The organism is Paenibacillus sp. FSL R5-0517 (genome assembly GCF_037974355.1).
Lineage (GTDB): Bacteria > Bacillota > Bacilli > Paenibacillales > Paenibacillaceae > Paenibacillus.
Window position 1 is genome coordinate 4,854,647 of record NZ_CP150235.1, and the last position, 13,436, is coordinate 4,868,082.

Here is a 13,436-nt window from a genome sequence, read left to right on the forward strand (position 1 = left end):
AAAAAAAAGGCGGCAGGCCCGAGAATATCGGAACTGCCGCCTTTTTTTATAGTATAGAACCTGTCATCAACAGGAATTATGTTTATCCAGATATGCATGGGTCCTTCTGATCAGTCAGGCCATCGGTGAATCACACGGATTGTCCTCGACTGATAGGTGGACTACACTGTAATGCTGTTGTTGCAGTTAGGAAAGCTTACCGTAAGCCGGGTTCTGTGCTCTTCGTGGTTCATACGGGAACTACCCTCCCACCAGAAGCGACAATCATCTATCTAGGCCATACATTGCTGCACAGCTCAAGCGACCAACCTAGACACACCTCGGGCTAAGGCTGCCTCCTCCGAAGAGGCGACTGTGTCCCATTAGGTCTTGCTCCAGATGGGGTTTACCAGGAACGAAGTCACCAGCGTTCCTCGGGGTCTCTTACACCTCGGTTCCATCCTTGCCTGTGCCGGAAAATCCGGCCATCGGCGGTCCATTTCTGTGGCACTATCCTTCAACTCGCGCTGACTGGACGTTATCCAGCATCCTGCCCTGTGGAGCCCGGACTTTCCTCTCGTGGCAACAAAGGCCACCAGCGATTGTCTGTCAAGCTTTCCGAACAACATTACATAGTATACAGGCATTTGGGTTCCCAGACAAGCTTAATATTACTGGGAATCACACAACAACTGTCTTTTTAGATAAACTGGAATACCTCCGTATTGACCTCTGAAGCTGTAACTTGCGTATCATATCGTTTCTCTTCCAAACGGGAACGAAGCCAATCAGCCGTTTTTGGTTTCATAATCTTCTCGGAATTATGACCTGGGTCGATGATACACATGCCTGCCATTAACGCATCATGAGCCGTGTGATAATCAATATCTCCGGTCACAATAACATCCGCACCTTTGAAGCGGGCAGTGAGCGCGTAACGGCTGCCCGAACCGCCAAGAACCGCTGCTTTTTTGATCTGCTTGTTCAGATCTCCGACAACACGTACATGAGGCACATTGAATTGGGTCTTCACGACCTCCACAAGCTCACCTAATGTCTTAGGCTCCCTAAGGGGTCCCAAGCGCCCCAGACCAAGCGTACGGCCCTTTAAATCCATTGCATAGAGATCGTAGGCCACTTCCTCATACGGATGAGCCTTAAGCATCGCCTGAACGACCTTACTTCTCAGACTTTGGGGTACGATGGTCTCAATCCGCATTTCTTCCACACGTTCCATCTGCCCTTGGGTTCCGATAAACGGCTCAGTCCCTTCACCAGGTACAAACGTTCCTGTACCTTCCGTGTTGAAGCTGCACTTGTTGTATTGGCCGATACTCCCCGCTCCGGCTTCAAGAACCGCTTGAAGCACCTGTTCATGATGCGTACGTGGGACAAATACAGCCAGCTTGTACAGATGATCTGTGTGTACATCTTCCAACGATTCTTTACTGTCGATGCCAAGTGCCTCGGCCATCCAGTCATTCATACCACCCTCGGCCACATCCAGGTTCGTATGACTGATATAAACAGCAATATCATGCTTAATCAGCTTTTCATACAATTTACCCATAGGTGTATCTGTACTCAGTGACTTAACTGGTCTGAAAATGATGGCGTGATGCGCGATAATCAGGTTGGCACCGATGCGAATCGCTTCATCCACTACTTCATTCGTTACATCCAATGCAACTAACACATGGCTGATTTCTTTTTGCAAACTGCCGAGCTGTAGACCAATCCGGTCATCCGGTACAGCCAGATGTTTGGGAGCGAGCTGCTCCATCAGTTGAATTACAGTTTGACCTTTGGCAAACATGCCAAAACCTCCTTCAAGTTTGCGATAAGACGCTCTACCTCAGCCGCCTTGTCCCGAGAAGAATCCTGATCGGATTTGGAGATGGAGTTTACAACCCCTTGCAATTTGATGATCTCACTTTCCCATTTCGCAAAAAATACATCCGTTGGACGATCCACCAAATAGGGTCCCATCCGCAGCAGCAAATCTTCCGTCAATTCTGCCCCGCCTTGAAGCGGACGTGCACGATACACTTCTTCATTTGCAATCGGGCTTACGGATTGTGGCATCGCCGTTATAATCTCGTAGATCTTGCCATCTTCTTCGAGCAACTGTTCTGCTACAACCACCCAGTGATGCTCCAGCAACCAGCGTCTGAGAATATCCTCTCCCACATTCGGTTGTAAAATAAGTAACTGCACTCCATCCAGTTTGGATAAACCTCGGTCCAAAATGGAGGCAATGAGAGCACCACCCATACCTGCAATGGTGATGACATCCACTTCTCCCGCAGAGATCACATCCAATCCGTCTCCACGGCGTACCGTTATTTTTTCTTTCAGGCCAGCATCACTGACTTGTTTGCATGCAGCATCATAAGGGCCAGGATTAACTTCCCCGGCTACTGCACTCGCGGCTTTCCCACTACGGATTGCGGCTACTGGCAGCAGCGCGTGGTCTGAACCGATATCAGCCATGCGGCTACCATCGGGAATTTGATCATGTATTCGCTGTAATCGATTCGAAAGTTTCATGAAGCACCTACACCATTCATTTAATTTATTGATTTGCATTGAACAAGGAAAAGCGATAAAATAAAATCCAATCAAACATTTCAAGGATGAATTTCCAAAACCAAGAAATCAAGACGTTCAAATTAAAAATAAAGGAGACCCCGCCGCCGCTAATGCGTCTTGCGGAAAGTCTCCCGTAGTTCAATTATTCGAGGAAATCTTTGAGTCGTTTACTACGACTCGGGTGACGCAATTTACGAAGAGCCTTGGCTTCGATCTGACGAATACGCTCACGCGTAACACCAAACACCTTGCCGACTTCCTCCAGCGTTCTCGTCCGTCCATCGTCCAGACCAAAACGTAGACGAAGCACATTCTCTTCACGTTCAGTCAGTGTATCTAACACATCTTCGAGCTGTTCTTTCAGCAACTCATACGCAGCAGCATCCGCCGGAGCAAGTGCTTCCTGATCCTCAATGAAGTCACCCAGATGGGAATCATCTTCCTCACCAATCGGTGTTTCCAGAGAAACCGGTTCCTGTGCAATCTTCGTAATTTCACGAACTTTCTCCACACTCAGGTCCATCTCAGCAGCGATTTCTTCCGGTGTCGGTTCACGCCCAAGTTCCTGCAACAGCTGACGGGATACCCGGATCAGCTTATTAATCGTCTCCACCATATGCACAGGGATACGAATGGTACGCGCCTGGTCAGCAATAGCACGAGTGATTGCCTGGCGAATCCACCATGTGGCATACGTACTGAACTTATATCCTTTTTTGTGGTCGAACTTCTCAACCGCTTTGATCAGGCCCATATTACCTTCCTGGATCAAATCAAGGAATAACATTCCACGTCCAACGTAACGCTTGGCGATACTGACTACGAGACGCAGGTTCGCTTCAGCCAGACGACGCTTGGCTTCTTCATCCCCATTCTCAATCCGCTTAGCCAGTTGTACTTCATCATCTGCCGACAACAATGGCACACGACCAATTTCCTTGAGATACATACGGACAGGATCATTGATTTTGATTCCTGGCGGCAAGCTCAGATCATCATCAAAGTGGAATTCGTCCTCTCCCTCTCTGGTGTTGTTTTCGGAATCTTCACTAGGACGAAGTGTAACCTCTTCATCGTTCTCATTCACTACATCAATACCCAGATCGCTCAGTTGCTCGTAGAACTCATCCATTTGCTCTGCATCCTGCTCAAAAGGAGAGAGTTTCTCTATAATTTCCTTGTAATTCAGCGAAGCTCTTTTCTTACCTGATTCAATCAATTGATCTTTAACCTGATCCAGTGTCAATTCTGTTTCTAGTTCAGTATGCTGATCATTCGCCATAACTCGACTCCCTCCTCCCTAGAAACATCTAATCATCAGACGTTCACTGTCTCTCTAGGGCAATCATTTCAATTGCGATCTGTGCCGCGCGTACAGAATCACCTGCCCGCTCTGCAGCAATCATTTCTTCTTTTTTCAAATCGTACTCTTTCTTACGTGGATACTTCAGCACTTCCCTGATGCAATCATCGAGCATTTGAATACTCCATTCACCTGGACCATCCATCATCGAGATTGAACTGACCGTTTTTTCCAAACGATCGTCATGCAGTGAAGACATAAAACGACTTGTATCCGACGGTTTTCCTTGCGCATAGTAGGCATATAGATAAGCAGCAATAGCTGCATGATCATCCAAGTTAAAAGCTTCACCAAGATGCTCATTCACGTACTGGGCAGCCTCATCATCCTGTAACATCCAGGCAATCAGTTTGCGTTCAGCAGCGTGATAAGCCGGCAACAGATTAGGTGTAGGCACCTGCCTATTTTGTTGCCTACCATTATTCCACCTTTTCGGGTTATTATCCCCATACTGTAGGTTATTTTTCATCGCCTCCCGTTCTTCATTACACTCCTGCTTCAATGTTTCGAACGATACGTCCACTTCTGCAGCCAGTTCACGAAGATACACTTCCCTCTCTGTTGGAGAAGGCAAGGGGGCAATCAATTTTACTGCTTCTTTCGAATAGGCGATTTGTCCGCCACCCTCTAGCAGTATATGGCTTTTTTTTAAGTTTATAAGTTTAAATTTTGTAGTTGTCACGGCACCATCCACAATCTGGTTTCGGAACCGTTCACCACCATGCTTCCGGATAAAATCATCCGGGTCAAGTCCCTCGGGTATGAGAGCCACTTTGACCTGCAATCCGGCTTCCTCAAGAATGGGGAAGTTTTTCAGTGCAGCAGCCTGTCCTGCTTTGTCGCCGTCATAACATATGATGACTTCGTCGCACATGCCTTTGAGCATCAGTGCCTGATTCTCGGTTAGCGCAGTACCCATTGCGGCCACACCATTCTGGATGTCCTGATCCCATGCGGAGATGACATCACCATATCCCTCGAACAAAATGGCTTGTCTTTGTTTACGAATTGCATTTTTGGCCTGATGCAGATTATAGAGAACACGGCTTTTGTTAAATAACCGGGTTTCCGGTGAATTTAGATATTTCGGTTGCCCATCTCCCAATATGCGTCCTGCAAATGCAATTGGCTTACCGCTCCTGCCATTAATCGGGAACATGATCCGGTCTCGGAATCGGTCCACATATCCCTGACCTTCATTTCGCGGAGATAGAAGTCCACCCTTTTCCATTTCTTCGAGCGGATAATTACGTTTTTCAAGAAATTGTACCAATGTGTCCCAACGATTTGGAGCGAAACCAATCTGGAACTGGTCAATCAACTTGTCGCCAAAACCTCTGGAGCGTAAATATTCCATGGCTGACTTGCCGTGCTCTGTATTTTTCAACAAAAAATGATACAGCTTCGCGGTAAGCTCATAAGCCTCCAACAGACGTTCAGTCTCCGGATTCACATGAGCAGATTCACGCCCTTGCCAGTCCCCCATAGAGATATGACTTTCTTCCGCCATCGTTTTGACAGCCTCGGGAAAGGATAACCCTTCGATTTCCATCCTGAATTTGATGGCATTTCCACCCGTGCCGCAACCGTAGCAGTAGAAAATTTGTTTCTCAGGTGTAACGGTGAACGAAGGCGTCTTCTCGGAATGAAAAGGACAGAGGCCTTTCATATACTTCCCCTGCTTGGTCAGATGCACAAATCGGCTCACCGTATCGACAATATCATTCTGCTGCAACACCGATTCAATAATACTTTCGGGTATACCGCCTTGTCCGGTACTCATCTCTGGCCACCTTCATCTCTTCAACACGTAAATATAATTCGATAAACTTACACATTCTCCTGCAAATCTTTTAAAAGTTTTGTCAGTTTATGTTGAAAAATTTCACGATCCTGCTCTGTGAAAGGCTTTGGGCCTTTCCCGTAGTGGCCTCTTTTTCGTGCTTTGGCCGCAGTATGACGAGAATCCAACATGAAATCAATGTCACGGTCGTTAAACTCACGACCACGAAAGGATAAAACATAACAACGTTTGCCGAGCGCAAGTGCCGCAAGTCCATAGTCCTGAGTGATAACCACATCATATGGCTTAATATGATTAGCAATATAGAGATCTGCGCTCTGATCACTGCGATCCACTTGCACGGTACGCACCCCTTCTCCCCCTTGAAGCAAATGATCAAATGAAGAGACTAACAGTACAGGGATGTTGAAAAGGCGAGCGGTTTGCGCAATCTCGGTTTTGACCGGGCAAGCATCACCATCCACAACAATATGACGTACATTCAACTCACTCAAACTCAGACCACCCGGTTTCATAAAATAGCTGCATATTGTAATATACGACCCCGGCCAGGCAAAATCCTTCTGCCACAACAAGGGAAATCAAAGGCTAAAATACGGAGCGGTTGTCAAAAATATATTTCACAACCCGTTCCGTATATTTATACCCTCATATATCCTTCTTTAATACTGAATTTTAGCTTTGCTCCAAGTCTGTGGAAAAGGGCTCATGAAATACGCCCAATTACCAAACCAACTTGGAAAAATCAGCAAATCCTTTCAAGTCGCGATCAATAGCCGCAAGCAAGGCAAGTCGATTCGCACGGACAGCCTCATCTTCAGCCATAACCATGACCGAATCGAAGAATGAGGTAATCCCATCTTTCCAAGCTGATGCAATAGCCAGTGCTTCAGCAGCATCATGCTGAGTCAATGCCTGACGATATTCTGCATTCGTTCTACTCCATGACTCGTGTAGCTGACGCTCTCCATCTTCTGTGAACAGTTCTGGATGTACAGAAGCAGTGGATGCTTTGGCAGCCAGGTTACCCACACGGTTGAACGATTCAACCGTTGTTTTGAATGCGTCTCCTGTCAGAACAGCAGCCATCAACGCTTCACCTTTTGGAACTACAGCACTAATATCATCGAATCCGGAAGAGATTACGGCATCCACTACGTCGTAACGAACGGTTTCAGACAACAATTTTTTCACACGAAGACCAAAGAAGTCTTGCAAGTCTTTACGCACCTCTTCATCTGCACGTTTCAACAGGTTCATCTGTGCATGTACTTGAAGTGCTACTCCGAATACGTCTGACAATGTCAGCGGAAGCTTGTGATCCAGCAAAATCTGTACAATACCTGCAGCCTGACGGCGCAGTGCATACGGATCTTGAGATCCCGTTGGAATGATGTTAATGGAGAAACAACCCACGATTGTATCCATTTTGTCCGCAGCACTCACAATGGCACCGACAAGAGAAGCAGGGGATTGATCTCCAGCGAAACGTGGCTGATAGTGTTCAAATACCGCTTTGGCCACTTCTTCTTTTTCGCCAGCTTTACGAGCGTAATCCTCACCCATCACACCTTGCAATTCAGGGAATTCCCCCACCATCAGTGTCACCAGATCGAATTTGCAGATATCAGCTGAGCGGCTGACGGATTCGGCAACATCACCGGATACTTGCAGTTTAGCAGCAATTCCATCAGCAATTTTGCGAATACGGCGTACTTTATCTCCAACCGTTCCCAGCTCTTCCTGGAAGACGATACTTTCCAGCTTCGACAATGCATCCTTAATCTGTAACTTCTGGTCTTCCTCATAGAAGAACTTGGCATCAGACAGACGCGCACGCAGTACTTTCTCATTTCCTTTTGCAATAACATCCAGTGAATCACTTCCACCGTTACGTACTGTCACGAAGAATGGCAACAATTGTCCTTCATTGTCCAGTACAGGGAAATAACGCTGATGCTCACGCATGGAAGTAATCAATACTTCTTGTGGAATATTCAAGAATGAAGAGTCAAATGTTCCGAACAATACGGTAGGTGTTTCCACCAGGAAGAGGACTTCCTCCAGCAAATCTTCCTTAATCGCAATATCCCATTTTTTCTCAGCAGCGAGTGCCTGAATTTGGGATACAATCATCTGTTCACGTTCCTGGATATCAACAATGACATGTTCTGAACGCAACACTTCCACGTATGAAGACGGAGTGGAGATCACGGCCTCCTTACCGAGGAAACGATGTCCGCGAGTTACATTACCCGACTTCACACCTGTCACTTCCAGATCGATGACATCACTGCCCAGCATAGCCACGATCCAGCGGATTGGACGAACAAATTTGAAATCATATGAAGCCCAACGCATGAATTTCGGGAACGTCATGGCATGTAATACTGAAAGCAATCCTTCGCCAATCACAGAAGCCGTCTCCACACCTTTGCTGGACTTCATTGCATAGATATATTCGACACCGTTCAATTCCTTGAATGTGAACTGGTCCGGTTCAACACCTTGACTGCGCGCGAATCCGAGTGCAGCCTTGCTCCAATTGCCACTGTCGTCCAGGGCAATTTTGCGTGAAGGACCTTTTACTTCTTCCTCTATATCTTCCTGCTTTTCAGCCACATTCTGGATCAAAACAGCCAGTCGGCGAGGTGTAGCATACGCATTCACTTCACCATAAGCAATGCGGGATGCATCAAGCCATTTCACGACACGCTCTTGCAGCTGTGCGATCGCTGCGCGCATGAAACGTGCAGGTACTTCTTCCAGTCCGATTTCAAACAACAAATCCTTAGACATGCTCGGCTCCCCCTTTCTTGATCAGCGGGAAGCCTAGCTTCTCACGCTCTTCCATATATGTTGCAGCGACTTGGCGAGCCAGATTACGGACACGTGTGATGTAACCCGTACGTTCCGTTACACTGATGGCTCCACGTGCATCCAACAGGTTGAATGTGTGGGAACATTTCAACACATAGTCATATGCCGGGAACACCAGATGCTGTGCCATAGCCTTGTTTGCTTCTTCTTCATGCATGTTGAAGAGTGTAAACAGCATTTTGACATCAGATACTTCAAACGTATATTTAGAGTGTTCGAATTCTGGCTGACGGAATACATCACCATAAGTGATACCTTCCACCCACTCCAGATCAAACACATTTTCTTTATCCTGAATGTAAGAAGCCAAACGCTCCATACCATACGTAATTTCAACAGCTACCGGATTTGTCTCAATTCCACCAACCTGTTGAAAATACGTAAATTGCGTAATTTCCATTCCGTCCAACCAAACTTCCCAACCAAGACCTGCACAACCAAGGGAAGGATTCTCCCAGTTATCTTCGACAAACCTAATATCATGTTTGAGCGGATCAATACCCAGGCGTTTCAGACTTTCCAAGTAAATTTCCTGAATATTGTCTGGAGAAGGCTTGATGATTACCTGGAACTGGTGATGCTGGTACAGCCGGTTAGGGTTCTCGCCATAACGTCCGTCCGAAGGACGACGGGAAGGCTCCACATAGGCCACTTTCCAAGGTTCGGGTCCAAGCGAACGCAAAAAGGTCATCGGGTTCATCGTACCTGCCCCTTTTTCCGTATCGTATGGCTGGACAATAATACAGTTATGCTCGGCCCAGAATTGTTGCAGCGTTAGAATCATCTGCTGAAAATTCATAATCATGCTCCTTTTCGATGGTTTGTTGGCAAGCTTAGAACGGTGCAGACAACAATAAATAGCCCCCGTCCTACGCCTGTTGTACAGACGTAGGGACGAGAGCTATTCCCGCGGTTCCACCCTACTTGGCTTGGATCAAACAAGATGATCCTGTTCGTTCCAGCCCACTTTTCCGTGTCCATTCATGCTCCCGAGTGCCGTTTCAAAGACCGATTCAGCCAGGCTTCCACCATCCCCGGCTCGCTCATCCATGATTGCAAGTGTCATACAACGACTTGTCTCCATAAATGCAATAAATCCAGACTTCTACTCTCTCGTTCAATGCATGTCTCATAAAGAGAAATTATATTTCATAATATATAAAATCTAGTATGAAGTCAAGATATAGTTTCACTTCCACAAAAACGCCTCAAATCCCGTACTTCTCCATCTGATCGAGGAAAGAACGGGATTTAAGATTCAGACCAAGCTGATGATCCATAAAAGCACGCATCAGCTTTTTGATCTCATCACGGGTAGACTCACTCACTGATATATTTCCCAAACGCTGCAGATCCAACTGTGCGAACAAACGTAACAATTTCAGAGCCTTTGGACTGACTGACATCGCTGGAGGATCGAAATGTTTGCATGCACGACACAGGACACCACCAAGTCTTGGACTTACAAACAACTGCTCATCCGGTCGCTCCTGATTGCAGGAGATGCACTCGTCAAACTGCGGACCATAACCGGCTGCCTGTAATATCTTCATTTCGTACAGACTTGTTATGACAATCGGATCTTTCTCCTCCTTCAACGCTTGCAAGCACGCCTTCAACTGCTTGAACCAAAAAGCACCTGTCTCTTCATCCTGAAGTACACGATCCAATAGTTCACACGCATAAGAAGCATAAGAGGCCTTGACCAGATCTTCACGCAACTCATGATAGGATTCAACAATTTCTCCAGCGTTCAGTGTGCCTAGACCTGTATTGCGAAAATATACATATTGACCATACGTAAACGGCTGCACCAGTGCAGCATGTCGGCTCTTGGGCTTTTTGGCACCGCGGACGAGTACCCCTACTTTCCCGCCGCTTTCGGTGCAAAGCGTAATGATTTTGTTCCCTTCGCCGTAGTCCATGCTGCGGATGACAATCCCTTCCACCCTGTATAGCATGCCTCGTCACCTAACCATTCCCGAATCAGCCAATTATCCTTCGGCTTCTTCATCTTCAATCACTTCCCTTGCATGATCCGACTCCTGTCCTAACGAGTTACACGCCTCGGTATATAACAAATAGGACTCTACATCCCCCGTCATCGCAAAAACCTTCCACGAAAAATCTCGCATCGGAATTTCATCCTCTCTTCGGAAATGACGTCTGCATCTACCAAATAGGATGGAGTCTTGCAAGGTAAACTATGTGTTGCAATTACTGGATACAAATCCGGTGATTATTCGCGGCCAAAGCCAAGATCACGCAGAACTCGATCCTGATTTCTCCAGTCTTTTTTCACTTTAACCCACAGATCCATGAAAATTTTGGAGCCGAGCAGATTTTGGATATCATGACGAGCTCGTTTACCCACTTCTTTCAAAAGGGCACCCTGCTTCCCGATGATGATCCCTTTTTGCGAATCCCGCTCCACAAAAATGACGGCTGAGATATAAACAACACCGTTATCCTGTACTTTCATATCCTCAATCGTTACCGCAATGGAGTGTGGTACTTCTTCGCGAGTCATCTGCAAAATTTTCTCACGAATCAATTCCGCACATACAAACTGCTCTGGATGGTCAGTAACCTGGTCATCCGGATAGTACTGTGGACCTTCTGGCAAATACTTGCCGAGCTGTTCCAATAAGGTGCTTACATTACTGCCGAGCATGGCAGAAACAGGCACGATTTCAGCGAAATCATGTAACTTGCGATACTCCTCGATAAGAGGAAGCAGCGCTTCCGGCTCGATTTTGTCAATTTTATTCATGACAAGAATGACCGGTGTACGGATATTTTTCAACTGTTCCGCAATATAACGGTCACCGCCACCCATACCTTCCGAAGCGTCAATCAGGAATAGTGCTGCTTCCACTTCTCCAAGCGTGTTCAGAGCAGTCTGATTCATGTAATCGCCCAGTTTGGATTGACGTTTGTGAATCCCCGGGGTATCGAGGAATACGATTTGCTGATGTTCAGATGTGTACACACCATGAATTTTATTACGAGTGGTTTGCGGCTTGTCCGACATGATCGCAATTTTCTGACCGATCACCTGGTTCATCAGTGTGGATTTACCTACGTTCGGACGTCCAATAATAGCTACAAAACCGGATTTAAATGCTTGTTTTTTCATATGTTCCTCCTCAGGCGCCTAGGCCTGGAATATTGGTTTATTTTTTGGCAGAATTGAGATCAGAAGGCCCAAAAGCCCAAGGTAACAGTTCAGCAACGGTAGTCTCTTGCAGATCACCTTTCATGTTCCCCAAGATGACTTTCATATCGGGTTCACATAATTCGTACATCACCTGACGACATACACCACATGGAGCAATCGGACCATCCGTGTCTCCCACAATGGCAATCGCTTTGAAGCTGCGAGGCTTCTGCCCACCTGCAATGGCACTGAACATCGCTGTACGTTCAGCACAGTTGCCTGGAGTATACGCAGCATTCTCAATATTACAACCATGATGCACATGTCCTTCACTGTCAAGCAAAGCTGCACCTACACCAAAATGGGAGTAAGGCGTATATGCCTTCGTACGCGCCTTAATTGCCTCCTGCATGAGCAAATCATTATCCATTAATATTCTCTCCCTTAGGGTGCAATATAAAGTTACTACCTACGAATTAAGTTCAACCAAAGCCAATGTTACACTAGCCACTCCGAGTCCAGAATAACCCTTCGATCGCTGTTATCCCCAGATTTTTTGATTCACTTTTTCAAAGTGAAAATCCGGTGATAGGCATATGCTTCCGATGTAGCTTTCTTTCAGAAAGCTTTTAGGCGAACGCTTCGCTTCTACAGGTTTATTTCTGTCCTCTTCGTTATCGTGTAACGTCTACAAGTTCAACTTAAACAAGGTCTAACTTTATAAAGTTGTGTAGTATTAAAATCACAGAACGAATCAAAATCAGTAAAGACCCAGCCAGCTCATCACCGGCTTAATAAAAACGATACAACCGATGATGACGGCGAATACCGCAGCCAGCAGAACTGCCCCGGCCGCGGTATCCTTCGCCGCTTTTGCCAGCGGATGGATATGGGGATGTGCCAAATCAACTGCTGCCTCTACAGCCGTATTCATCAATTCAGTCACCAGGACCAAAAAGACAGCGGTCAGCACAAACATCCAATCCGTTCTTGAGATTCTGAAAAAAAAGCCGGCTACACACATCAAAATAGCCACTCCCGTGTGAACTCTCACATTACGCTGAGTCCGCAACCCATATGCGATTCCTTCCGCAGCATTGCGGAATACCAGACCCCAGGAGCGCCTTTTCATTATCGTGTCAACCCGGCCTGGGCCAATACCGCTTCTTGTTTACCCATCATTTCAGCCTCACTTGCCTCATCCTGATGGTCATATCCGAGAAGGTGTAAAAAACCATGGACAAACAGAAAACCAAGTTCACGTTCAAAAGAGTGTCCATACTCCTCGCTTTGCAGGATGGTCCGTGGTACGGAAATGATGATGTCTCCAAGAACATCCGGCATTTCTTCCATTTCTTCATCTTCGTCAAGCTCATAGATAATATCAAGCTCTTCATCCACCGTTTCGTTCATCGCAAAAGACAATACATCCGTAGGACGGTCAATACCGCGATAATCACGATTCAACTCATGGATCTGTTCATCGTTCACAAAAGTCAGAGCCACTTCCCCGTCTGCAACACCTTCCGCTTCTCCGGCGAGATTCAGCAACTGTTCCAGCATCGCAATCATCGGTTCTGTAATTTCTTTATCCTGTTGTTCATTATTCCATGCCAGATTAAGACTCATTCTTTCATAACTCCTGTCTGCTCAATATT

General features: G+C 46.5%; 14 protein-coding genes and 1 other RNA gene. All 15 read right to left on the reverse strand.

Annotated elements, in window-relative coordinates; genetic code table 11:
- Positions 1–187: 187 nt before the first annotated feature.
- Positions 188–597, reverse strand: an RNA gene (gene rnpB, locus MKX40_RS21610) — RNase P RNA component class A.
- A gap of 82 nt (positions 598–679) precedes the next feature.
- Positions 680–1,795: a Nif3-like dinuclear metal center hexameric protein gene (locus MKX40_RS21615; RefSeq protein WP_339236001.1), complete on the reverse strand. Its 1,116-nt coding sequence runs from the start codon at positions 1,793–1,795 to the stop codon at positions 680–682.
- Positions 1,771–2,529, reverse strand: a complete 759-nt coding sequence (locus tag MKX40_RS21620; RefSeq protein WP_339236004.1) for a class I SAM-dependent methyltransferase — start codon at positions 2,527–2,529, stop codon at positions 1,771–1,773. The genes MKX40_RS21615 and MKX40_RS21620 overlap by 25 nt, the downstream gene beginning before the upstream one ends.
- Before the next feature lie 184 nt (positions 2,530–2,713).
- On the reverse strand, positions 2,714–3,853 hold the full coding sequence (gene rpoD, locus MKX40_RS21625; RefSeq protein WP_062835490.1) for an RNA polymerase sigma factor RpoD: 1,140 nt from the start codon (positions 3,851–3,853) through the stop codon (positions 2,714–2,716).
- 43 nt (positions 3,854–3,896) lie between these two features.
- Positions 3,897–5,717 (reverse strand): DNA primase, encoded by a 1,821-nt coding sequence (gene dnaG / locus MKX40_RS21630; protein WP_339236006.1) that lies wholly within the window; start codon positions 5,715–5,717, stop codon positions 3,897–3,899.
- 47 nt (positions 5,718–5,764) lie between these two features.
- A complete protein-coding gene (locus MKX40_RS21635; RefSeq protein ID WP_339236009.1) occupies positions 5,765–6,253 on the reverse strand; it encodes a DUF188 domain-containing protein in 489 nt (162 codons plus the stop codon).
- A gap of 208 nt (positions 6,254–6,461) precedes the next feature.
- On the reverse strand, positions 6,462–8,537 hold the full coding sequence (gene glyS / locus MKX40_RS21640) for a glycine--tRNA ligase subunit beta (RefSeq protein ID WP_339236011.1): 2,076 nt from the start codon (positions 8,535–8,537) through the stop codon (positions 6,462–6,464).
- Positions 8,530–9,417, reverse strand: a complete 888-nt coding sequence (gene glyQ / locus MKX40_RS21645; protein WP_017687252.1) for a glycine--tRNA ligase subunit alpha — start codon at positions 9,415–9,417, stop codon at positions 8,530–8,532. Before glyQ ends, glyS begins: the two co-directional genes overlap by 8 nt.
- A 135-nt stretch (positions 9,418–9,552) precedes the next feature.
- Positions 9,553–9,684, reverse strand: a complete 132-nt coding sequence (locus MKX40_RS21650) for a hypothetical protein (RefSeq protein ID WP_339236014.1) — start codon at positions 9,682–9,684, stop codon at positions 9,553–9,555.
- Positions 9,685–9,826: 142 nt separating this feature from the next.
- Positions 9,827–10,579: a DNA repair protein RecO gene (gene recO / locus MKX40_RS21655; protein ID WP_339236016.1), complete on the reverse strand. Its 753-nt coding sequence runs from the start codon at positions 10,577–10,579 to the stop codon at positions 9,827–9,829.
- 33 nt (positions 10,580–10,612) lie between these two features.
- Positions 10,613–10,753: a YqzL family protein gene (locus MKX40_RS21660; protein WP_091013993.1), complete on the reverse strand. Its 141-nt coding sequence runs from the start codon at positions 10,751–10,753 to the stop codon at positions 10,613–10,615.
- 104 nt (positions 10,754–10,857) lie between these two features.
- Complete coding sequence (gene era, locus MKX40_RS21665) at positions 10,858–11,757, reverse strand: GTPase Era (RefSeq protein ID WP_145151051.1); 900 nt, start codon at positions 11,755–11,757, stop codon at positions 10,858–10,860.
- Positions 11,758–11,794: 37 nt separating this feature from the next.
- Positions 11,795–12,208: a cytidine deaminase gene (locus MKX40_RS21670; protein WP_339236019.1), complete on the reverse strand. Its 414-nt coding sequence runs from the start codon at positions 12,206–12,208 to the stop codon at positions 11,795–11,797.
- Positions 12,209–12,538: 330 nt separating this feature from the next.
- Complete coding sequence (locus MKX40_RS21675; RefSeq protein WP_017687246.1) at positions 12,539–12,910, reverse strand: diacylglycerol kinase family protein; 372 nt, start codon at positions 12,908–12,910, stop codon at positions 12,539–12,541.
- On the reverse strand, positions 12,910–13,407 hold the full coding sequence (gene ybeY / locus MKX40_RS21680) for an rRNA maturation RNase YbeY (RefSeq protein WP_036674804.1): 498 nt from the start codon (positions 13,405–13,407) through the stop codon (positions 12,910–12,912). Before ybeY ends, MKX40_RS21675 begins: the two co-directional genes overlap by 1 nt.
- Positions 13,408–13,436 lie beyond the last annotated feature (29 nt).